Source organism: Neopusillimonas aromaticivorans, from assembly GCF_030344915.1.
Lineage (GTDB): Bacteria > Pseudomonadota > Gammaproteobacteria > Burkholderiales > Burkholderiaceae_B > Neopusillimonas > Neopusillimonas aromaticivorans.
In genome coordinates this window covers 3,166,113-3,188,811 of record NZ_CP128233.1, presented here as the reverse complement: position 1 = coordinate 3,188,811, position 22,699 = coordinate 3,166,113, and the positions used below count along the sequence as shown (strand labels likewise).

The 22,699-nt window shown below is 55.8% G+C and carries 11 protein-coding genes and 10 pseudogenes; 17 read left to right on the top strand and 4 right to left on the bottom strand.

What is annotated here, in order from left to right:
- Window positions 1-31: 31 nt before the first annotated feature.
- Both N7E01_RS17710 and map read right to left on the bottom strand, forming a co-directional pair.
- Window positions 32-1,723 (bottom strand): methyl-accepting chemotaxis protein, encoded by a 1,692-nt coding sequence (locus N7E01_RS17710; protein WP_289173826.1) that lies wholly within the window; start codon window positions 1,721-1,723, stop codon window positions 32-34.
- Between the two features lie 180 nt (window positions 1,724-1,903).
- Window positions 1,904-2,708 (bottom strand): annotated as a pseudogene (gene map, locus N7E01_RS17705) (type I methionyl aminopeptidase).
- Window positions 2,709-2,979: 271 nt separating this feature from the next.
- On the opposite strand from map, the gene rpsB reads away from it, so the two are divergent.
- The 16 genes and pseudogenes from rpsB (at window position 2,980) to N7E01_RS19700 (ending at window position 18,325) form a co-directional block, all read left to right on the top strand.
- Entirely contained in the window at window positions 2,980-3,732 is a 753-nt protein-coding gene (gene rpsB, locus N7E01_RS17700) for a 30S ribosomal protein S2 (RefSeq protein ID WP_289173825.1), read from the top strand.
- 89 nt (window positions 3,733-3,821) lie between these two features.
- A pseudogene (gene tsf / locus N7E01_RS17695) lies at window positions 3,822-4,696 on the top strand (translation elongation factor Ts).
- A 129-nt stretch (window positions 4,697-4,825) separates the two neighbouring features.
- Complete coding sequence (gene pyrH / locus N7E01_RS17690; protein WP_289173823.1) at window positions 4,826-5,542, top strand: UMP kinase; 717 nt, start codon at window positions 4,826-4,828, stop codon at window positions 5,540-5,542.
- A gap of 13 nt (window positions 5,543-5,555) precedes the next feature.
- A pseudogene (gene frr / locus N7E01_RS17685) lies at window positions 5,556-6,115 on the top strand (ribosome recycling factor).
- 38 nt (window positions 6,116-6,153) lie between these two features.
- Entirely contained in the window at window positions 6,154-6,912 is a 759-nt protein-coding gene (gene uppS, locus N7E01_RS17680; RefSeq protein ID WP_289173822.1) for a polyprenyl diphosphate synthase, read from the top strand.
- 15 nt (window positions 6,913-6,927) lie between these two features.
- A pseudogene (locus N7E01_RS17675) lies at window positions 6,928-7,772 on the top strand (phosphatidate cytidylyltransferase).
- 3 nt (window positions 7,773-7,775) lie between these two features.
- Window positions 7,776-8,978, top strand: a pseudogene (locus N7E01_RS17670) (1-deoxy-D-xylulose-5-phosphate reductoisomerase).
- 71 nt (window positions 8,979-9,049) lie between these two features.
- The gene (rseP, locus tag N7E01_RS17665) at window positions 9,050-10,384 is read left to right on the top strand and encodes an RIP metalloprotease RseP (protein WP_289173821.1); all 1,335 of its coding nucleotides are present in this window, start codon (window positions 9,050-9,052) and stop codon (window positions 10,382-10,384) included.
- Between the two features lie 51 nt (window positions 10,385-10,435).
- Window positions 10,436-12,761 (top strand): annotated as a pseudogene (bamA, locus tag N7E01_RS17660) (outer membrane protein assembly factor BamA).
- Between the two features lie 62 nt (window positions 12,762-12,823).
- Complete coding sequence (locus N7E01_RS17655; RefSeq protein WP_289173820.1) at window positions 12,824-13,384, top strand: OmpH/Skp family outer membrane protein; 561 nt, start codon at window positions 12,824-12,826, stop codon at window positions 13,382-13,384.
- A gap of 6 nt (window positions 13,385-13,390) precedes the next feature.
- Window positions 13,391-14,464 (top strand): annotated as a pseudogene (gene lpxD, locus N7E01_RS17650) (UDP-3-O-(3-hydroxymyristoyl)glucosamine N-acyltransferase); the annotation flags it as partial.
- A 46-nt stretch (window positions 14,465-14,510) separates the two neighbouring features.
- Window positions 14,511-14,961: pseudogene (gene fabZ, locus N7E01_RS17645) on the top strand (3-hydroxyacyl-ACP dehydratase FabZ).
- On the top strand, window positions 14,958-15,755 hold the full coding sequence (lpxA, locus tag N7E01_RS17640) for an acyl-ACP--UDP-N-acetylglucosamine O-acyltransferase (protein ID WP_289173818.1): 798 nt from the start codon (window positions 14,958-14,960) through the stop codon (window positions 15,753-15,755). Before fabZ ends, lpxA begins: the two are co-directional and overlap by 4 nt.
- Entirely contained in the window at window positions 15,752-16,972 is a 1,221-nt protein-coding gene (gene lpxB / locus N7E01_RS17635) for a lipid-A-disaccharide synthase (RefSeq protein ID WP_289173817.1), read from the top strand. Before lpxA ends, lpxB begins: the two co-directional genes overlap by 4 nt.
- A pseudogene (gene rnhB, locus N7E01_RS17630) lies at window positions 16,959-17,656 on the top strand (ribonuclease HII). Before lpxB ends, rnhB begins: the two are co-directional and overlap by 14 nt.
- Window positions 17,657-17,947: 291 nt before the next feature.
- Window positions 17,948-18,325: a TrmH family RNA methyltransferase gene (locus N7E01_RS19700; RefSeq protein WP_491565765.1), complete on the top strand. Its 378-nt coding sequence runs from the start codon at window positions 17,948-17,950 to the stop codon at window positions 18,323-18,325.
- A gap of 94 nt (window positions 18,326-18,419) precedes the next feature.
- On the opposite strand, the gene ppsR is transcribed toward N7E01_RS19700, so the two are convergent.
- A complete protein-coding gene (ppsR, locus tag N7E01_RS17620; protein WP_289173816.1) occupies window positions 18,420-19,253 on the bottom strand; it encodes a posphoenolpyruvate synthetase regulatory kinase/phosphorylase PpsR in 834 nt (277 codons plus the stop codon).
- A 156-nt stretch (window positions 19,254-19,409) separates the two neighbouring features.
- On the opposite strand from ppsR, the pseudogene ppsA reads away from it, so the two are divergent.
- A pseudogene (gene ppsA, locus N7E01_RS17615) lies at window positions 19,410-21,772 on the top strand (phosphoenolpyruvate synthase).
- Window positions 21,773-21,953: 181 nt separating this feature from the next.
- Here the strand turns inward: ppsA and N7E01_RS17610 are convergent.
- Window positions 21,954-22,526 (bottom strand): TetR/AcrR family transcriptional regulator, encoded by a 573-nt coding sequence (locus N7E01_RS17610; protein WP_289173815.1) that lies wholly within the window; start codon window positions 22,524-22,526, stop codon window positions 21,954-21,956.
- Window positions 22,527-22,699 lie beyond the last annotated feature (173 nt).

Sequence of the window (22,699 nt, the reverse complement as noted above, 5' to 3'; positions counted from 1 at the left end):
TGACTTGGCCGCTACTGACAAACCACCCTGGCTAGTTTGCAGCCCGTGATGTTGCGAGACGGGCAGGATGGTGTCCTGAAGGAAGCCGGTTCTGGGCGGATGATCTGTTATCGGTGTCCACCCAGCGGGCATCGGCATCCAGATCATTGGACCCGTCATCGGCCAGCCTGAAGCGGGCAACCGTGCGGCTGAGTGTGACCGCCTGGTCATACATCGCGGCAGCGGCGGCGGCAGACTCTTCAACCAGCTCGGCATTTTGCTGGGTCGTGCTGTCCATCTGGGATATGACGCGATTGATCTGTTCGATACCTGAGGTTTGTTCCTGGCTGGCTTGGGCAATTTCCTGCATGATGTCGGTGACGCGCCGCACACTGTCGACGATCTCCTGCATGGTCTGGCCGGCATCGGCGACCAGTCGACCTCCTTCATCTACTTTGTGTACCGAGTTGCTGATCAGTGCGGAAATTTCTTTTGCTGCAGATGCCGATCGTTGGGCCAGTGTACGGACCTCTGAAGCAACGACCGCAAATCCTTTGCCGTGTTCACCGGCACGCGCCGCCTCTACCGCCGCATTCAGGGCCAGAATGTTGGTCTGGAATGCGATGCCGTCGATGACGCTGATGATTTCCGAAATCTTGCGTGAGGACTCGTTGATGCCGCCCATGGTCTGAACCACTTTTTCAACCGCTTCGCCGCCTTTGATGGCAACAGCCGACGCTGTCAGGGCCTGGGTATTGGCCAGGGCAGCGCTGTCGGCATTGCGTTTGACCGTATCTGTAAGTTCGATCATGGTGACTGCCGTCGATTGGAGCGACTCGGCCTGCGATTCCGTACGGCTGGCCAGGTCACGGTTGCCGTCGGCAATTTGTGATGATGCCAGTTCAATGGCATGCGTGCCCTCGTTCACCTGGCGAACGATATTTGCCAGACTGTCACGCATGGCTTTCATGGTAGCCACCAGGCTTGATGTGTCATCGCGCGTTGTCTGAATGGCTGTTGACAGGTCGCCTGCGGCGATGCGGCGCGCAATGTCGACCGCATAAGACAGCTCACCGCCCAGTTGTCGCAACAGCGACCGGGTGAGGACAAATGCCACTATGGTGCCCAGCAAGATGGTCAAGGCGGTCAGCAGTGTCTTGACCATCATGAAGTTGGCCGTAATGCCACGAACCTTGTCTCCCAGTGTCTGGTTGACCGCTTCCAGACCGTCGATCATCTGGTTGATTGCTGCCAGCCAGGCAACAAATGCCGGCGCAAGCTGTTTGTTGATCAATGTAGAAGTGTCCGCTGTACGACCTGCACGAGCCAGGGTAATGGCCTGCTCGATCAACGGCAGCGTTTCCCGTTCAATGCGCTGGATATTGGCAAGATAATCGCGTTCTTGATCTGTAAGGTTTTCGTCGGCGCTGAAGACCTGATTCAGGCTGCTGGCCGCCCGCTCGTAACTTTGGGCCAGCGTCCGGATGTCCTGGATGTTTCGATCAATCTGTGCCGGCGATTCGGCCAGAACGAGATCGCGGACAGAAATGGCGCGATCATGCACGCTGCCACGAAAATTGATGGCTTGCCGCATTTTTGCTGCATTGACATCGTTGATGGTGCCCAGCAAACCTTCAACCTGATGAACTCGGGCAATGCCGAAAACGGCAAGCACAATCATCAGAACCATCAGAAATGAAAAACCCAGCATCAGCTGAGTCCTGATTTTCAAGCGACTGAACATGGTGACCTCTTCAAAATTGACCTGCTATATCGGTGCATTTTCGAGACAAATCTCGATGCGTACAGCCAGTATAGGGCTTAACGGTACAATTTCGGGTCAATTAAACGGTTGGTCGATCAGCTTAACCGCTTAATATCGGGTCATAAGCGGTTCAAATGAAGGCAGTGTGGCATTTTGTCATCATGCCGTCACGAATGCCGGAGGTGCCGGCATGCCAGGTGAGACCGTCAGGATTTCATATCCTGAGTCAGTAACCAGCACGCTGTGTTCCCATTGTGCAGACAGGCTGTGATCGCGGGTGACGACGGTCCAGCCATCGGCCAGTTGGCGAATTTCGCGGCGGCCGGCATTGATCATGGGTTCTACGGTAAAAATCATGCCGGGTTCAAGCGTGATGCCTGTGCCCGCTTTGCCGTAATGCAGAACCTGTGGATCTTGATGGAATTTTTGACCGACGCCGTGCCCACAGTACTCGCGCACCACGGAAAAACCGGCTTTTTCGGCGTGTTTCTGAATGGCAGCCCCCACGTCGCCCAGAGTCTTTCCGGGGCGGATCTGTTCAATACCCAGCCACATGCAGTCGTAGGTGGTTTCCACCAGACGTCTTGCCAGAATGGATGGCTCGCCGACAAAGAACATGCGACTGGTATCACCAAACCAGCCGTCCTTGATGACAGTGACGTCAATATTGATGATGTCACCATTCTTCAATACTTTGTCGCCCGGAATGCCGTGGCAGATGACGTGATTTACCGAAGCACAAATGGCGCCGGGGAAGGGGGTACCCGGGCGGGGCATAACCGACCGTCGCTGAAGTAACCTTGAGTTCATTGGTGATGTACTCCGTGCAAAGGCGGTCCAGCTCGCCGGTGGTGATGCCGGCCTGGACGTGGGGCGCCAGATGATCGAGCGCCATCGCTGCGGCCTGGCAGGCTGCGCGCATCTTGTCCAGGTCTGCAGGGTTGGTGACAAGTGGTGTAGTCATATGCAACTTGAGCCTATGGGTAAAAAGATAGTAGAATTATAGGCTTTCCAGAATTTGCTGCAGTGCGTGCAAGGTATGCAGTGCGTATCGCGTTCGTAATGTTAGTGATTGGTTAGTCATTGGTTAATCATTGATTGCTTATGGTTGGGGCCCGGTTGGGTCCAGGCTTTCTGGAAGAATTTTTTAATCGCGTGCGCCACCACACAAGGGTGTTCAAGGGGTCAACCCGGAATACAGGCGGCGTACAAGACCAAACCCTCGGAGTCTTAAAATGTCCTTGATGCGTGAAATGCTTGAAGCCGGTGTGCACTTTGGCCACCAAACCCGTTACTGGAACCCCAAGATGGCGCCGTTCATCTTTGGTCATCGTAACAAAATCCACATCATCAACCTCGAAAAAACCGTCGAACAGTACGTCGATGCGGCCAAATTTCTGCGTCAGACAGCAGCGCGCGGCGGTACTGTGCTGTTTGTAGGCACAAAGCGTGCTGCTCGCGAACTGGTCGCGCAAGAAGCTGCTCGTTGCGGCATGCCTTACGTCGACAGCCGTTGGCTCGGTGGCATGATGACCAACTTCAAGACCGTCAAGACTTCGGTCAAGCGTCTGAAAGACATGGAAGCCCAGAAGGCCGAGGGCGCTACCGAAAAAATGAGCAAGAAAGAAGCGCTCATGTTCGAACGCGAACTTGAAAAGCTCAACAAAGGCATCGGTGGCATCAAAGACATGAACACATTGCCTGACGCATTGTTTGTCATCGACGTTGGCTACCACAAAATCGCAATTGCTGAAGCCCGCACACTGGGTATTCCCGTTGTAGCTGTGGTCGATACCAACCACTCGCCTGATGGCATTGATTACATCATTCCTGGTAACGATGACTCGGCCAAGGCAATTGCTCTGTACGCTCGTGGCATGGCTGACGCCGTCCTTGAAGGCCGTGAACAGCGCCTGAACGGTCTGGTTGAAGAAGTTGCTGAAGGTCAGGAAGAGTTCGTCGAGGTCGAGGAAGACCGCGCCGAGTAAGTTGCGCCCGGCCGTCGTGTAACGGCCCCGCCTTAACTGACGCATGCCCCGGTAAACCCGGGGCGTGTTTTACTGAACTGGAGAAAATTGTGGCACAAATTACAGCATCCATGGTTAAAGAACTGCGCGAGAAAACCGACGCACCCATGATGGAATGCAAAAAGCACTGGCCGAAGCCGATGGCGACATGGCGCGTGCTGAAGAAATTCTGCGTATCAAACTGGGTAACAAGGCCAGCAAGGCTGCTACGCGTGTCACCGCAGAAGGCCTGATTGGGTTGTACATTGCCGCCGATGGCAAAACCGGTGCTGTCGTCGAAGTGAACTGCGAAACAGACTTCGTGGCCAAAAACGACGACTTCATCGCGTTCGTCAACGATATGGCCGAGCTGGTTGCCGTAAAGAACCCTGCTGATGTCGCCGCGTTATCCGAGCTGGCATTCCGTGACGGTACTGTTGAAACCGTGCGTGCGGGCCTGATCGGCAAGATCGGTGAAAACATGTCCATCCGCCGCTTCCAGCGCTATGAAACAGCCAATCAGTTGGCCAGCTATGTTCACGGTGGCCGTATTGGCGTTCTGGTGGATTTTGCCGGTGCTGAAGAAGTGGGTAAAGATTTGGCCATGCACATTGCTGCAACCAAACCCAAAGCACTTGATGCCTCCGGTGTGGCTGCTGAAGACATCGCTGCCGAGCGTTCGGTTGCCGAACAGAAAGCACAGGAATCCGGCAAGCCTGCCGACATTGTTACAAAAATGGTCGAAGGCTCGGTAGTCAAGTTCCTGAAAGAAGTCACACTGCTGTCGCAGCCTTTTGTCAAGAATGACAAGCAATCAGTCGAGCAGATGCTGAAAGAAAAGAATGCATCCATCGCCCGTTTTGCGTTGTATGTCGTTGGTGAAGGCATCGAGAAGAAATCTGAAGATTTCGCTGCAGAGGTCGCTGCCGCTGCTGCCGGCAACTAAAATTTTCTTTCCGCATGTGTGTCCGCTTGGGCACGCACTGCAAGAAATGTCATAATGCCCGGGCACAAAAGTGCTTGGGCATTGTCACGCATCGCGCCACCTTTCGGGCCGTTCACTCAGGAAATTCATATGACCACCAGATCATACAAACGTGTTCTTCTCAAGCTGTCCGGCGAAGCGCTGATGGGTGAAGATGCGTTCGGTATCAACCGCAGTACCATTTTGCGCATGACAGAAGACATTTCTGAAGTGGCAAAGCTGGGGGTTGAGTTGGCCATCGTCATTGGCGGCGGCAATATTTTCCGGGGCGTTGCCCCCGGAGCCCAGGGCATGGATCGTGCAACGGCCGACTATATGGGTATGATGGCCACCGTCATGAATGCACTGGCTTTGCAAGATGCGCTCAAGAATAAAGGTATCGATGCGCGTGTACAGTCCGCGCTGAACATTGATCAGGTCGTTGAGCCGTACATCCGTCCGAAAGCCTTGCGTTACCTTGAAGAGGGCAAGGTTGTGATTTTCGCTGCCGGTACCGGGAACCCGTTTTTCACTACAGATACCGCTGCGGCGTTGCGTGGTGCAGAAATTGGTGCCGAAATTGTGCTCAAGGCCACCAAGGTCGATGGCATTTACAGTGCTGACCCTAACAAAGATCCTGACGCCACACGCTATAACCGTATCAGCTTCGATGAAGCCATCGTGCGTCGACTCGAAGTCATGGACGCGACTGCATTCGCGCTGTGTCGCGACCAGAAACTGCCAATCAAAGTGTTTTCCATCAACAAGCCCGGTGCGCTGTCGCGCGTAGTGCAGGGTGAAGATGAAGGCACGCTGGTTCACGTCTGAACAAGGAATAGAAATGAGTCTTTCAGAAGTTAAAAAGTCTACCCAGGATCGCATGAACAAAAGTGTTGATGCGCTCAAGACCAACCTGTCCAAAATTCGCACAGGTCGGGCACATGGTGGCATTCTTGATCATGTCAACGTCGAGTACTACGGTTCGCCCGTTCCGGTTGGCCAGGTAGCCAACGTGTCGGTTGTCGATGCGCGCACTTTAAGTGTCCAACCCTACGAAAAAAACATGGTTGGTCCTATTGAAAAAGCCATTCGTGACTCCGACCTTGGTTTGAATCCTGTGTCCATGGGCGACAACATCCGTGTTCCCATGCCGGCCCTTACTGAAGAGCGTCGCCGCGATTTGACCAAAGTCGTTCGTTCCGAAGGGAAGACGCCAAAGTTGCTATCCGCAATTTGCGTCGGGATGCCAACGAAACGGCTAAAAAGATGGTCAAGGACAAGGAAATTTCTGAAGATGACGAGCGTCGTATGCAAGACGAAGTCCAGAAACTGACTGACAAGTTCGTTGCTGAAATCGACAAGATGGTTCAGCAAAAAGAAGCCGAGATCATGACGGTTTAACCCGTCGTTGTATCGAATACGTCGCTTTTCGGGTGTTTATGTCTGTCAGCTCAACGCAAGTCATTCCTGAATCAACCGATGTCCCACGTCATGTGGTCATCATCATGGACGGGAATGGGCGTTGGGCAACCCGGCGTTTCTTGCCCCGCACGGCGGGGCATGTTCGTGGTGTTCAGGCGGTACGTCGTGTCCTGGAAGGGTGCGGGCGCAAAGGGGTCAAATACCTGACCCTTTTTGCGTTCAGTTCGGAAAACTGGCGGCGACCTCAGGAAGAAGTGTCCCTGCTCATGCGACTGTTTGTCCAGACGCTTGAAAAAGAGGTTGGAAAGCTGGACGAACAAGGCGTCAGGTTGCGTGTTGTGGGCGATTTGTCAGCCTTCGAGCCAAAGCTTCAGGGCTTGATCAAGGCGGCCGAGCAACGAACCTGTGCCAATGATCGTTTGCACCTGACCATTGCGGCCAACTACGGTGGTCGATGGGACATCCTTCAGGCCACACGCCACTTGCTGCGTGATCGGCCTGATCTGGCCCAGAACCCCGATGCCATCACCGAAAGCATGCTTTCGGATCGCCTGAGTATGGCTTGGGCTCCAGAGCCCGATCTGTTCATTCGCACAGGTGGCGAGCAGCGTGTGTCCAACTTCCTGATCTGGCAGTTGGCCTACACTGAAATGTATTTCACACCCACATTCTGGCCCGATTTTGATGCCGCATCGCTTGAGGCGGCCTTCACGTGGTACGCGTCGCGTGAGCGACGGTTTGGCCGGACCAGTGAACAGCTTGAAAAATCAAATTAACCCGGGACACATCGTATGCTGCGTCAACGTGTTGTAACCGCCATTGCATTGTTGACGGTTGTATTTGCAGCGGTGCTGTCTCCCAGGCCTGGCCACTGCTTCTTTTGTTGTCGGTCATGTCTGCTCTGGCGCTGTGGGAATGGTTGAGGTTGACCATGGTGGCACAGTGGTCCGGGCTTGCCATTGCTGTTGCCTTGGTATTCTTCGCGCTGACCTGCGGGGTGCTGTTTACGGCATCCGGGAAAGCGTTGCTGGTTCATATGGCAGGCGCAGGTAGCTTGCCGTTATTGGCTGTTGTTTCCCTGTTCTGGCTTACCGGAGCTGTTATTGCGGTGGTACGAGGAAGGGCTGATCAGCCTGCGGCCAGCGTCACGTTCAGCCTGGTTTCGGTCTTTGCCGTTGTCGCGGCGTGGCTGTCGCTGGTGTTGCTGCTGGTGCACCGCGGCCCGTGGTTTCTTGTATCGTTGTTGGCCCTCATCTGGGTCGCCGATATCACCGCCTATTTTTCCGGAAAAGCGTTGGGGCGTCACAAGCTGGCGCCTCGGGTCAGCCCCGGAAAGACCTGGGAAGGGGCTGTTGGCGGTGTGACGGGCGCCGTTGTGTGGGTTGTGCTCAGCGCTCGCTGGACAGGTTCTTTCGGTGATGTCTTGCTGGCTCAGTGGTCATGGTGGCTGGTCGTGGTTTTTGCTGCCGCATTGGGTGCCGTTTCGATTGTGGGTGACCTGTTCGAGTCGTTGCTCAAGCGTCGCGCCGGACGCAAAGACTCCAGTGGCCTTTTGCCCGGGCATGGTGGCGTGTTTGATCGCGTCGATGCGCTGCTGCCCGTCGCGCCGCTTGCCTACCTCCTTACAGGAATCTGATTCATGCAGTCGGTATGTATTCTTGGTTCAACCGGATCTATTGGCGAAAGTACGCTGGACGTTATTGCGCGGCATCCTGACGTGTTTTCGGTGTACGCCCTCAGTGCCCATAGCCGTATCCAGAAGCTGGCGGCACAAGCCGCGCGTCATGGTGCCCGTGTGGTTATCGTCCCCGATGCGGCCAGTGCGCGCCAGTTTGCCGAAGTCTGGGGTGGTGGTCCGGGGGCCATGCCGGAAATCAGGGTGGGTGCCCAGTGCCTTGGCCGATACGGCGGCTGATGCCGGGGTGACTACCGTCATGGCGGCCATCGTCGGTGCCGCCGGACTACCCTCGGCTATGGCGGCTGCTCGCGCGGGCAAGCGTGTACTGCTGGCCAACAAGGAAGCGCTGGTGGCTGCCGGCAATCTTTTTATGCAGGCGGTGCGTGACAATCATGCCGAGCTGCTGCCCATCGACAGTGAACACAATGCCATTTTTCAGTGTTTGCCCCACGGTGACCGGGCGGCAGCGCCAACGCAACCTGCGCGAGGTGTGCGCCGTTTGCTGCTGACGGCATCGGGTGGCCCGTTCAGGACTACGCCAATTGAGCAACTGGCGCTGGTCACCCCCGAACAAGCATGCGCACATCCCAACTGGAGCATGGGGCGCAAGATTTCAGTCGACTCCGCAACCATGCTGAACAAGGGTCTTGAAGTCATTGAGGCGCATTGGCTTTTTGCTATGCCCGCCGATCGTATCGAAGTGCTGATTCACCCCCAAAGTGTGGTCCATTCCCTGGTTGAATACGAGGATGGTTCGGTGCTGGCCCAGCTGGGTCAGCCAGATATGCGTACGCCCATTGCCTACGGGCTGGGTTTTCCTGATCGCATCAATAGTGGCGTCGGCCTGCTGGATCTGGCTGCGGCGGGAGGCTTGATTTTGAAGCACCTGATATGGGGCGGTTTCCCTGTCTGCATTTGTCGTTCGGGGCGCTCAGAGCTGGGCAAGGGGCCTGTATCACGCTTAACGCGGCCAATGAGGTGGCTGTTGCCCGCTTCCTGGATGGCCGTATCGCCTTCAATGCGATTCCGGCCACCATTGAGGCCTGTCTGAACGCGTTGTCTGCCGAGCACGCCTGCTTGCCCGCTTCACTGGAGGATATTCTGGCGCTTGATCAGGAGGCACGCATAAAAGCCGAGGCATTCTGCCGTCAGTTGGCTGCCTGAGCGCTAAAATAACGTCAGCACCCGGCTGTTTGCCCGGGCAGATACACTGGCGTTTTGTATTCTGGAGTTCTATGTTTTTTACCCTGATTGCGTTTGCAGTTGCCCTGGGCTTGCTCATCACGTTTCATGAGCTGGGTCATTATTGGGTAGCGCGTCGCTGTGGTGTGCGTGTTCTGCGGTTTTCCGTCGGATTTGGTCGTGTCTTGCTGCGCCGTACCGATAAACAGGGTACCGAGTGGGCCTTGTCCGCGATTCCGCTGGGTGGGTACGTCAAGATGCAAGATGACCCGCCAGAGCACGCTTCGGATGCTCAACGGTCCGAGTCGTTCAACTGTAAACCTGTAGGTCAACGCTTTGCCATCGTGGCCGCCGGTCCAGTCGCCAACCTGTTGCTTGCCGCACTGCTTTATGCTGGTCTGAATATGGTTGGCACGCAAGAGCCTGCGGCATTGCTTGCTGCCCCGGCTGCCGGAACTCCGGCCGCACTCGCCGGAGTTCAGGCTGGTGATCGTATCCTTGCTGTCGACGGTGCTCCCGTGCAGTCTTGGGGTGAGGCACGCTGGGCGTTGCTTGACCGGGTCGCCAGTGGCGGTCAGGTTGAGCTTCAGGTACAAACCCGCCAGGGTATTGATCGAACCCGCGTTATTACGTTTCCCCGCGCCGACATGTCCGACGAAACCCGTGATCCGCTCGCGCAGGGCGGATTGTCATTGGTTGCTCCGGCTGTCAAGGTTGGGCAAGTGGTTGCCGGTGGTGCCGGCGAGGCGGCCGGACTGCGTGAGGGTGATCTGATCCTGCGGGTTGGAACCGTTACAGACCCTGATCCGAACAGTTTTGTCCAGACCATCCAGGCGCATGCCGGACAGACCTTGCCCTTGGTTGTTGCCCGTCAGGGTGCCGAGTTGTCATTGTTCGTGCAGCCACGGTCCGAGCCTGGCCCTGATGGTGTTGCCGTCGGGCGTATCGGTGTTATGCTTGGCGCCGATTTTCCGATGGTATCCGTCAGTTATGGGCCCATAGACAGCTTGTGGCGGGGCGTGGTCCGAACCCTTGACACCGCCTGGTTTTCATTGAAAATGATGGGGCGCATGGTAACGGGCGATGTCTCGGTACGCAATATCAGTGGCCCGGTCACCATTGCTGATTACGCCGGGCAAAGTGCGCGTGTGGGTTTGGCTGCTTATATCGGCTTTTTGGCCCTGATCAGTGTTAGTATCGGCGTTTTGAATTTATTGCCCATCCCCATGCTCGATGGTGGGCACCTGATGTATTACGTCGCTGAAATCATCCGTGGCAAACCGGTTCCCGATGCCTGGCTCGAACAGGGGCAGCGGGTTGGCCTCGCTCTGCTGGCTGGTCTTATGGGTATTGCGTTTTTCAATGATTTCGTTCGTCTTCTCAGTTAATGTGTTGTACCGTACAATCGTCCACCATCTGATCGTCTAAGGACCCCCAGGATGCCGTTTCGCCGTAAATTTTCTTTAGCCCGCCGTGTCATGCCGCTTGTGCTCACAGCGTTCCTGACCCCGGGCCTGGCCCATGCGTTTTCCCCGTTTGTAGTTAAAGATATTCGCGTCGAAGGCGTCCAGCGTGTCGATGTGGGCACGATCTTCAGTTACCTGCCGGTGAAGGTCGGCCAGAAATTCACTGAAGAACAGGCGGCCGAGGCGATCCAGCGTCTGTACGGTACGGGTTTTTTCAGCGACGTTGCCATCGATACCCAGAACGATGTCATCGTGGTGGCGGTTAAAGAACGCCCAACCATCGCCTCAATCACGCACAATGGCATGCGCTCTTTTGATGCCGCCGGTCTGAACAAGGCGCTCGCGGCCGTCGGTTTTGCCCCAGGGCGTGTGTTTGATCAAAGCATGCTTGAACAGGCTGAATTCCAGCTCAAGCAAGAATACCTTTCCCAAGGCAAATACGGTGTAGAGATCACACCAGTCATTACCCCATTGCCACGCAACCGGGTGGGTGTCACATTTGATATCTTCGAAGGTGATGTCGCCACCATCAGCGAAATCAACTTCGTGGGTAACAAGGCCTTTTCTGCGGGTACGTTGCGCGACGAAATGACCTTGACCACGGGCGGTATCATGACCTGGTACACCGGTACCAACAAGTACTCGCGTGAAAAGCTCGAAGGCGATCTCGAAGCGATCCGGTCGTTTTATCTTGACCGTGGCTATCTCGAGTTCTCCATGGAGCCACCGCAGGTCACCATTTCCCCGACCGCCAGAGCATCTTCATTACCATTACCCTGAACGAAGGCGAACCCTACAAAGTGCGTAGTGTGCGCATGGCAGGTGATCTGCTGACGCTTGAAAATGAAATTCGCGGTCTGGTTACCGTCAAGGAAGGGGAAACCTTCTCGGCGGCGACAACCAATGCCAGCGTCAAGGGTATTACCGATTATCTGGGTAGCTTGGGCTATGCGTTTGCCAACGTCAACCCGAACCCCCAGCTTGATCGCGAAGCCAAAGAGGCTGACCTGACCTTTATGTGGATCCGGGCCGCCGCGTATATGTGCGTCGTATCCAGATCGGGGGTAACACCCGCACGCGTGATGTCGTGGTACGTCGTGAAATGCGCCAGCAAGAAGCGGCCTGGTACGATGCCAACAGCATCAAAGAATCACGTGACCGTATCGACCGCCTGGGCTACTTCAGTGACCTGAATGTGGAAACCGAGCCGGTACCCGGCACCCCCGACCAGGTTGACGTGAATGTTGACGTTAAAGAAAAGCCCACAGGCATGATCAACCTGGGTGTGGGTTATGGCTCTACCGACAAGGTCATTTTGTCGGCGGGTATCAGCCAGGACAACATTTTCGGTAGCGGCAACAGCCTGTCGGCACAGATCAATACCAGTAAAACCAACCGCACCCTGGTGTTGGCGCACACCGACCCCTACTGGACCAACGAAGGGATCAGTAAAACCACCTCCTTGTACTACCGTCGTACCACACCGTACGATGCCGGTAGCGGTGATTACCGCATTACCGCCTATGGTGGCGGGCTTAATTTCGGCGTGCCAATCTCTGAATACGATCGTATTTTCTCGGGTGTATCGGTTGAACACAACAAGCTCGAACTTTACGATCCCCCGCTGGCTTACGATCAGTTCCGCCAGGCTTATGGCGAAAGCACTAATGCGGCTATTTTCAATATCGGCTGGGCCAAAGATACCCGCGACAGTGCCATTGCGCCAAAACGAGGCAGTCTGACGCGCCTTGCGGCCGATATTTCTGCCGGAGACTTGCGTTACTACATGCTCAGCGCGCAGCAGCAGTATTACATGCCGCTTGGCCGCAGCTTCACTCTGGCCCTGAACGGCAAGGTTGACTGGGCTCGCACTTACAACGACAAACCGTTCCCGGTCATCAAGAATATGTATGCCGGTGGTCTCGGTTCCGTGCGTGGCTACGAAGGCGCGTCGCTGGGCCCGCGTGATACCCGCACCGGCGATTACCTGGGTGGTTCGCGTCGCATGATCGCCAACGTCCAGTTGTATCTGCCGTTCCCCGGTGCATCCCGTGATCGCACCCTGCGCTGGTTCGTATTCGCCGATGCGGGTCAGGTGTCTACAACCGGTGGCGACGTGTGTGCCAACGGTGTCCGGAACGCGGTTGAAGACCCTTGCGGCTGGCGTTATTCGGCAGGTGTTGGCCTGTCGTGGGAATCTCCTATGGGGCCGCTTGAAATTTCGTGGGGCAAGGCGCTTAACGAAAAACGCGGTGATGAACTCCAGGCCTTCCAGTTCCAGATCGGCACCAGTTTTTAATCCCCGACGTTTAGTGGCACAATATCTTTTTTATCTCTCTGCATTTGCAAGGTAGATTTTTCATGAAGTCTAAATTAGTTTTGAAAGTTTCTGCATTATCCCGTAGCATTGCCCGCGGTCAGCGCGCGCTGGCCCTGGCGGCTGTTGTGGGTGCCGTATCGCTGGTGGCTGCGCCGGCTCCGGCGCAGGCTCAGGGCACCAAAGTGGGCTTCGTCAGCACCGAGCGCATCCTCCGCGATTCCAAACCGGCCAAAGCTGCACAAAGCAAAATCGAATCTGAATTCAAGAAACGCGATCAGGAACTTCAAAACCTGGCCAACACCCTGCGCAACCAGGCACAAAAATTCGACAAAGACGCGCAGGTCATGTCCGAATCTGACCGCATCCGTCGTCAGCGCGAATTGGCTGACCTTGATTCCGACCTGCAACGCAAGCGCCGCGAGTTCCAGGAAGACTTCAATCGTCGTCGTAACGAAGAGTTTTCAAGCATTGTGGAAAAGGCTGATGCAGCCATCAAGAAAATTGCAGAAAGCCAAGGCTACGGCCTGATCATTCAAGATGCGGTAACGGTAAGTCCCCGCGTCGACATTACCGATCAGGTGCTGCAATCCCTGGGCGGTTAATGCCTCATGCCGGTATTGTTAGCGCCTGAACAGGCGCCACACCTGGCCGACCTGCTGCGTACTGCCAACACGGTCGGCCTCGATTACCAGCAGCATAACGAGCCTACATCCCGAATCCGGGGTATAGGCTCGTTGCTTTGTGCCGGGCCCGAGGAAATCAGTTTTCTTTCCAATCCGCGTCTTAAAGATCAGGTGGCCCAGTGTCGTGCGGCAGCCATCATCATCACTCAAGACGTGCTCGATCAGCTCGATCTTGATTCGTCACGCCCGGTGGTCGTGTGCAGTCAGCCGTATCTGATGTATGCCCTGATTGCCCAATGGTTCGATCAGCACCGCTTGTCGCTCATGCCTGCGGGTATACATCCGTCGGCGGTTATTGACCCGGGTGCCGTCATTGGCGATGGCGTCAGCATCGGGCCTAATTGTGTCATCGAGGCAGGCGCACAGATCGGGGCGGGTAGCCGCCTGGGTCCAGGGTGCTTCATCGGACAGGGCGCAGTACTTGGCAAACAAGGTTTGTTGCATGCCAACGTCACGCTGTACCACGGTGTCAGCGTAGGTGATCGTGTCATTGTGCACAGTGGTGCAGTGCTCGGCGCCGATGGTTTCGGCTTTGCCCCTGATCCCTTCAAAGGTCAGGGTGCCTGGGCCAAAATCGCTCAGCTGGGTGGCGTGGTCGTCGGTAATGACGTTGAAATCGGCGCCAACACCACGATCGACCGGGGTGCCCTTGACGATACGGTTATCGGCAATGGCGTCAAGCTCGATAATCAGATCATGATTGCACATAACGTCAGGGTTGGCGACAACACCGCCATGGCAGCCTGTGTCGGGGTGGCCGGCTCAACCACAATTGGCCAGCGCTGCACTATCGGTGGTGCCTCCATGTTGTCAGGTCATATCACGCTGGCTGACGACGTGCACGTGTCTGGCGGTACCGCCATTACATCCGATGTCCTGGAGCCCGGACGGTATACCGGGGTGTATCCCTATGCCGAACATGGGCAGTGGCAGAAGAACGCAGCGGTTGTGTCGCAACTCTCGCAATTGCGTCGTCGTGTACGCGCATGCGAAAAAATAATAGTTAATCATCAACGTGCGCAGCTGCGCACAAGCAGGATTCGAAATGGAACTGGATATCAAGCAAATCATGGAACGCTTGCCGCATCGCTATCCGATGCTGCTGGTTGACCGCGTACTCGAAATGGTGCCGGGTAAAAGCATTGTGGCAATTAAAAACGTGTCCATGAACGAGCCTTTTTACGGGCCATTTCCCGCACCATCCGGTCATGCCCGGTGTGCTTATCATCGAGGCAATGGCTCAGGCTTCGGCGTTGTTCTCCTTTGAAGGCGATGAAAACGTCAATCCTGCCAACAACAAAATTGCCTACTACCTGGTTGGTGTTGATGGTGCACGCTTCCGTCGTCCTGTTGTGCCGGGTGACCAGCTTCGTCTTGAGGTCACGGCCGATCGCATCAGTCGCACCATGTGCAAATATACCGGTCGCGCAACCGTTGACGGGCAAGAGGTGGCCGAGGCCAAGCTCATGTGCGCGATCCGGGTCATTGAAGAATGAGCCAGGGCCTGATTCATCCCACCGCAATCGTTTCGCCGGGCGCCAGCCTGGCGTCCGACGTGTCGGTGGGTCCGTTCAGCATTATCGGGCCCGATGTCGTTATCGGGGCCGGCACTCAGGTTGGGCCGCACTGCGTTATCGATGGTCATACCACCATTGGTGAAAAAAATACGTTTTATCGCTTTTGTTCAATTGGCGGGATCCCGCAAGACAAAAAGTACAAGGGTGAACCGACGCGCCTTGAAATCGGTAACGGCAACATGGTGCGCGAGTACGTCACCATCAATACCGGTACTCTCCAGGATGTCGGCGTAACCCGGGTTGGCGATGACAACTGGATCATGGCCTACGTGCACATCGCACACGACTGCCAGATCGGGAGTCACACCATCATTGCCAACAACGTTCAGCTGGCCGGACATATTCATGTGCAAGACTGGGCCATCATCGGTGGGTCAACTGCAGCACACCAGTTTGTGCGTATCGGTGCCCATTGCATGGTGGGCGGTAACAGCGCTATTCGTCAAGATATCCCACCCTACGTCATTGGGGCAGGCGACCCGTTCCGGCCTGTAGGCATCAACTCCGAAGGTCTTGGCCGACGCGGGTTCAGTGCAGAATCGCTGTCAGCATTGAAAGAAGCGTACAAGTTGCTGTACCGACGTCAGTTAACCGTTGAACAAGCCGTTGTGCAAATGAAAGCCCTGCAAGCCGAGCGTCCCGAGGCAGCCGAGGCCGTGCAGGCGCTGGTTGATTTTCTCTCGGCCGAAGGCCGGGGTATTTCCCGGGCATGACGCTGCGTATCGGTATGGTTGCCGGCGAGCCTTCGGGTGATCTGCTGGCCGCCCGTGTCATGCAAGGCCTGTCGGCACGAGCGAGCGCTAATGCAGGGTCAGCCGGTCAGCCCGGCAGCCACCCGTTTATCAGTTTTCAAGGTATCGGTGGCCCGGCCATGAAAGCCCAGGGCCTTGACTGCTGGCACGACATGGCCGCCCTTACAGTGTTTGGCTATGTCGATGCGCTGAAACGACTTCCGTCGCTTGTCAGGACCTACAACAACGTTAAATCTCGCTGGTTGCAACATTCGCCCGACGTGTTTGTCGGCATTGATGCCCCTGACTTTAATCTGCGCCTCGAGCACCAGCTTAAGCAGTCGGGTATTCCAACGGTTCATTTTGTTGGTCCGTCTATCTGGGCGTGGCGCTACAGTCGTATTCATAAAATCCGCCAGTCCGTGTCGCACATGCTGGTGCTGTTCCCCTTTGAAGAAGCTATTTACGTCAAAGAGGGCATTCCCGTCACGTATGTGGGCCATCCGCTGGCCGATCTGATCCCGATCGAGCCCGATCGTACTGATGCGCGACGACGTCTGGGGCTCGATACCGGAGCAAAAGTACTGGCGGTGCTTCCAGGCAGCCGGTCATCGGAAATTCGCTTGCTGACCCCCAGGTTTTTGCAGGCCGTGCAGATTCTTCAGCGCCAGACACCCGGGTTGCAGGTGGTCGTCCCCATGGTCAATGCTCAGCGTCGCCAGGAGTTCCAGGCGATCTTGTCGCAGTACCCGGTTGATCATCTTGAAATTATTGATCAAAGTACCCTGGCTGGCCGTCCAGCGGCATGGGATGCCATGGAAGCGGCGGATGCCGTTTTGGTTGCCAGCGGGACGGCGACACTGGAAACTGCGCTGTTCAAGCGACCCATGGTTATATCGTATGTGCTGTCGCCCATGATGCGTCGCTTGATGGCATGGAAATCAGGGCAGGAAAAACCATACGTGCCGTGGGTTGGCTTGCCCAATGTACTGCTGAACGACTTTGCCGTGCCCGAATTGTTGCAAGATGACGCGACACCTGAAAAACTTGCGCAGGCCTGCTGGCAGGCGCTGAATGATCCGGCGTTGGCGGCCTCATTGGCCGACCGTTTTCGTGACATGCACCTGACACTCAAGTGCGATACGCCACGCCTTGCTGCCGAGGCTATTTACAAGGTGGCAACCGGTGCGGCAAGCTGATCTGTTCGGTGGCGAACCGGCTGCCGTACGCATTGCCGGCGTTGATGAAGCCGGGCGTGGTCCGCTGGCCGGACCGGTGTATGCCGCAGCAGTTATTTTGCCCGAAACAGGGGTTCCTGCGGGTCTGGCCGACTCCAAAAACTGACGGCACAGCAACGAGAACGGCTGGCCGGGCAGATCAGGCAACATGCCCTTGCCTGGTGTATTGCCTGTGCCAGTGTTGAGGAAATCGATACACTGAATATTCTGCAGGCAACAATGCTGGCCATGCGACGTGCCTGTGAGGGGCTTTCCCTACGACCTGAACTGATTCTGGTTGATGGCAACCGGGTACCGCAAGGGCTGCCTGCCCCGGCTCAGGCCATTATCAAGGGCGATGCCAAGGTGGCCGCCATTTCAGCGGCATCAATTCTGGCCAAGACGGCACGTGATGCCGATTGTGAGCGTCTGCACGGGTTATACCCGCAGTATGAATTCAACCGTCACAAAGGGTATGGTACGGCCATCCATTTGCAACGCCTCAGGCAGTTTGGCCCATCACCTGCGCATCGTCTCAGTTTCGGGCCGGTACGCGAAGCACGGGCGCAGTCCTTGTCATCTGGCCAGGTCGCCGATGTGACACCAGAACACGGTCACGTTGTGCCTGATGAAGCCGCCAACGAACCCGGGCAACGCATGCCATGAAATTCATCCAGTCCAGAGATAACGGGGCGTACAAGCAACTGGTTCGTCTTGCTGCCGGTAAGGTACGGGATGAGCTGCTGCTTGAAGGGGTCCATGTGTGCCAGGAGTGGTTGCGGCATCAAGGTCAGCCGTTGAGCGCTGTTTTTGATGCAGACAAGCTGCAGCGTTCACATGAATTGCAAGCCTTGGCCAGTCGGCTGGACGATTCAGCATGCCTTTGTCTTGAAGCCTCATTGTGGATGAAGCTTTCAGCCGTCGCTGGTGAAGGACAGGGGTTTTTTCCGGGTAAAGGTGCCTCGTCCGCCACTGCCCGCCCGAATCTCCAGGAACTGCCTTTGGCTGGATCGGGTTCAGGATCCAGGTAACCTGGGTACGCTGCTGCGAACGGCCGCCGCAGTAGAAATAGGCCAGGTCTTTATCAGTTCGGGGTCGGCCAGTGCCTGGTCACCCAAGGCTTTGCGCAGTGCACAGGGTGCGCATTTTGCACTCGATATTTACGAAAACCTTGATTTGCAGACACTGGCGGCCTGTCTTGACATTCCGCTGGCAGTGACCACTCTGGAGGGCGGCGTTGCCTTGTATGACACCCGTCTGCCAACGGCCTGCGCCTGGCTGGCCGGCAACGAAGGGCAGGGGTGGGCCCTGAGCTTCAGGCGTTGGCCGGCTTAAAGGTCTTCATACCCCAGGCACCCGCCGTTGAGTCATTGAATGTGGCCGTTGCCATGGCCGTTTGCATGTACGAACAATGGCGACAACATCGCTGTCAGTAAATGTGAGCTTCGAGGCCGACTTCCTGCAGCACTTTTGTGGAAATTTCTTCGATGGACCGACTGGTTGTCGAGACAAACGCAATGCCTTCCATGCGCATCAGGCGCTCGGCTTCTGCCACTTCGTAACGGCATTGTTCGAGTTTGGCATATTTGCTGTTTGGTCGGCGCTCATTGCGAACTTCGGACAGGCGTTCCGGCTGGATGGACAGTCCGAACAGTTTTTTACGGAAAGGCGCGAGTGTCGAGGGCAAGGTGCCTCGTTCGAAGTCTTCTGGAATCAGCGGGAAGTTGGCCACCTTGAGTGCGTATTGCATGGCCAGATAAAGGCTGGTGGGTGTTTTCCCGCAACGTGAGACGCCCACCAGGATGACGTCAGCCTTGTCCAGTCCGTGCACAAATTGCCCGTCGTCATGCGACAGGCTGAAATTGATGGCTTCGATACGGTCACGGTATTTTTGTGAGGTACCGCTGCCATGTGACCGGCCTACCGAATGGCTCGATTTCATGCCCAAGGCTTCTTCAAGGGGTTTCACGAAGGTACCGAACAGATCCAGGAAAACGCCATTTGCACCTTTAAGCAAATCGGCCATTTCGGGGTTGACCAGTGTGCTGAAGACCAGGGGTTGAAAACCTGTATCGTTGCTGCAACGGTTTATGCGCTCGACGGCTTCAAGCACCTTTTCACGGCTGTCAAGAAAGGGCAAGCGGATGGAACGGAAGTTGGCACCTTCAAACTGCGACAGTACCGAGTGGCTAAAGGTTTCCGCAGTGATCCCGGTGCCATCGGAAACAATGAATACAGTACGTTCGGCGGTGGAAGATGTCATCAGAGAGGCTGGCCCATTCAGGTTCGAAAAAGGTACAATGCTTTGTTGCCTTACGCCTGAAGAACGCAAGGCTGGTTTGCTTAGTGCACAGATTTTAAGTCAATTCACTATGCCATAAGCAAACAAGCTTTCTTCTATAGTGTTAAAGGTGACTTCATGTCTTATGTTGTATCTTTCGAGCAGCTCCGCATGACGGACGTTGACTCGGTCGGGGGCAAAAATGCGTCCCTGGGCGAAATGATCAGCCAGTTGGCGGGTGCGGGTGTGCGTGTGCCCGGCGGTTTTGCCACGACGGCCGATGCTTTTCGCGGGTTCCTGAAGCAAACCGGTCTCGACGAACGCATCCAGCAGCGCCTGTCCACCCTCGATGCCGAAGACGTGCGTGAACTGGCCGAAGCCGGCGCGCAGATCCGTCAATGGATCGTTGAAACACCCTTCCCGGCAGAACTCGAAAGTGCCATTCGCGAGTCCTTTGCCAAACTCGATGCCGACGGCAAAGGTTCATTTGCGGTACGTTCCTCCGCCACGGCCGAAGACTTGCCCGACGCCTCGTTTGCGGGCCAGCAAGAAACTTTCCTCAATGTGGTCGGTATCGACGACGTGCTCGACAAGGTTCGTCATGTTTTCGCGTCGTTGTACAACGACCGGGCTATTTCGTATCGTGTTCACAAAGGCTATGCACACGCCGACGTGGCCTTGTCTGCCGGTATCCAGCGCATGGTGCGCTCAGACCTGGGCAGTGCAGGTGTTATGTTCACGCTCGACACGGAATCCGGCTTTGACGACGTGGTTTTCATCACATCGTCGTACGGCCTGGGTGAAACCGTTGTTCAGGGCGCCGTCAACCCCGACGAATTCTATGTGTTCAAGCCTACGCTTGAAGCCGGTCATTACCCCATTATCAGCCGCCGCATCGGTTCCAAACTCATCAAAATGGAATTTGACGTCGAGCGGGTATCGGGTCATGCCGTACGTACTGTCGATGTTCCGGTTTCCGAGCGCAACCGCTACTCATTAACCGACGACGAAGTCATTGAACTGGCACGCTACGCGGTCATTATTGAAAAACACTATGGCCGTCCCATGGATATCGAATGGGGTCGCGACGGCATTGATGGCAAAATTTACATCCTGCAGGCCCGTCCTGAAACCGTCAAGTCGCAGCAAGGCGCCAACGACGTACAAGAACGTTATCGCCTGAAAGCCACCGGCGAGGTACTGGTTACCGGCCGTGCCATCGGGCAGAAAATCGGTTCGGGTAAAGTTCGCATCGTGGCCGACGTTTCCGAGATGGATCAGGTTCGTGCCGGCGATATTCTCGTCACTGACATGACCGACCCGAACTGGGAACCTGTCATGAAGCTGGCCTCCGCCATTGTGACCAACCGCGGCGGCCGTACGTGCCACGCGGCCATCATTGCACGTGAGCTGGGTATCCCGGCGGTTGTTGGCTGCGCCACGGCCACCGATGACCTGAAAAATGGTCAGGAAGTGACGGTGTCATGCGCCGAAGGTGACGAAGGTCGTATTTACGACGGCCTGATCGAAACTGAAATCGAACAGGTTCAGTGGGGTGAAATGCCCGAAATCGGCGTCAAGATCATGATGAACGTCGGCAACCCTCAGTTGGCCTTCGACTTTTCGCAGATCCCCAACGCCGGTGTGGGTCTGGCTCGTCTCGAATTCATCATCAACAACAATATCAACGTCCACCCCAAAGCCGTTCTCGACTACCCCAATGTCGACAGCGACCTTAAAAAAGCGGTTGAATCGGCTGCGCGCGGTTACGCCAGTCCTCGTGCCTTCTTTGTTGAAAAACTCGCCGAAGGTGTCGCTACCATTGGTGCCGCGTTCTATCCCAAGCCCGTTATCGTCCGCATGTCCGACTTCAAATCGAACGAGTACCGCAAGCTGGTGGGTGGTTCACGCTACGAGCCCGAGGAAGAAAACCCGATGCTGGGCTTCCGCGGTGCATCGCGTTATCTGGCTGAAGACTTCGAAGAATGCTTCCGCATGGAGTGCGAGGCTCTGAAAAAGGTACGCGACGAAATGGGCCTGACCAACGTCGAAATCATGGTCCCATTTGTGCGTACCGTTGCGCAGGCGCGCAAGGTCATTGACCTGCTGGCCAGCCATGGCCTTGAGCGCGGCAAGAATGGTTTGCGCATCATCATGATGTGTGAAGTTCCGTCCAACGCCATTCTGGCTGATCAGTTCCTCGAGCACTTCGACGGTTTCTCCATTGGTTCCAACGACATGACCCAGCTGACTCTGGGCCTTGATCGTGATTCGGGTATGGAACTTCTGGCAGCCGACTTTGACGAGCGCGATGATGCGGTCAAGTTCATGCTGAATCGTGCCATCAAGGCGTGCTTGAATGCAGGCAAATATGTTGGTATTTGCGGCCAGGGCCTAGCGATCACCCCGATCTGGCCGACTGGTTGCGTGACCAGGGCATTTTGTCCATGTCGCTGAACCCCGATACTGTGGTTGATACCTGGCAGCGCCTGGCCAAATAAGGCGCGTTGTGATAGCCGGTGGCGTGCAATACGGCGCCGGTTTCGCCCGAAGCGTGTCTGCGGCACGTAACGGGTATTTTCAGTCAGCCATGACAAAAACCCCCGTTACATTGCGCAGCGGGGTTTTTGTGTTTGTGTGCCGCTCGCAACTTGGGTTCGCAACTATTACATGTTTGTAAATTCAGCTGCTGCTGGCGCCATGAGTTCGCAAGAACAGGTCTGCGATCAGTTTGGCTTTTTCACCAATCTCTTTCTGGGTCGATAGCTTGTGGGCCCGCATCAGGTTGCACATCAGATCCATGTCGCATAAACAGCGCAGATGCATGGCCAGCACTTCCGGGTTTTCAGGCTTTAACTTGCCCGCAGCCACTTGCCTCGCCATGAAATCGGCCATTTTTTGCCAGACGGCTTCGGTGCCCAGATCAAAAAAATGTTTGCCGATGTGCTCTGATTGGCCACTGACAGAAATTGCAACCCGTATTAGCCTTAGTGTATTTTCATCGTTGAGCACCGCCAGCAATGACTGGGCGAACCGCTCAAGTTGGCGGCGAAGATCGCCAGGTGAGCCGATGAATGTCATGATGTTCTGGCCGAGTTCCTGGGCCGAATAACGCATGGCCGCCAGCAGCAGCTCTTCCTTGGATGAAAAGTAGTTGTAAAGTGTGGCTTTCGACCCACCGATACGCGCTGCAATCAATGACATGGATGCGGCATCAAATCCGACCTCACGAAATACCTCGAGGGCGGTGGTCAAAATGGCATCACGTCGTGCAGTGGTTTTTTTCGCATTCAACAAGCTCGGGTCTGGGGCCTGACCGTGTGTGGGTCTTGATTGGGGCTGGTCCTTGAAACGAAACCCTGAATACCGGAAGTAGTCAACCCGATTCAGGAAATCTTTTCATTTCATTTGAAGTATAGGCAATTTTC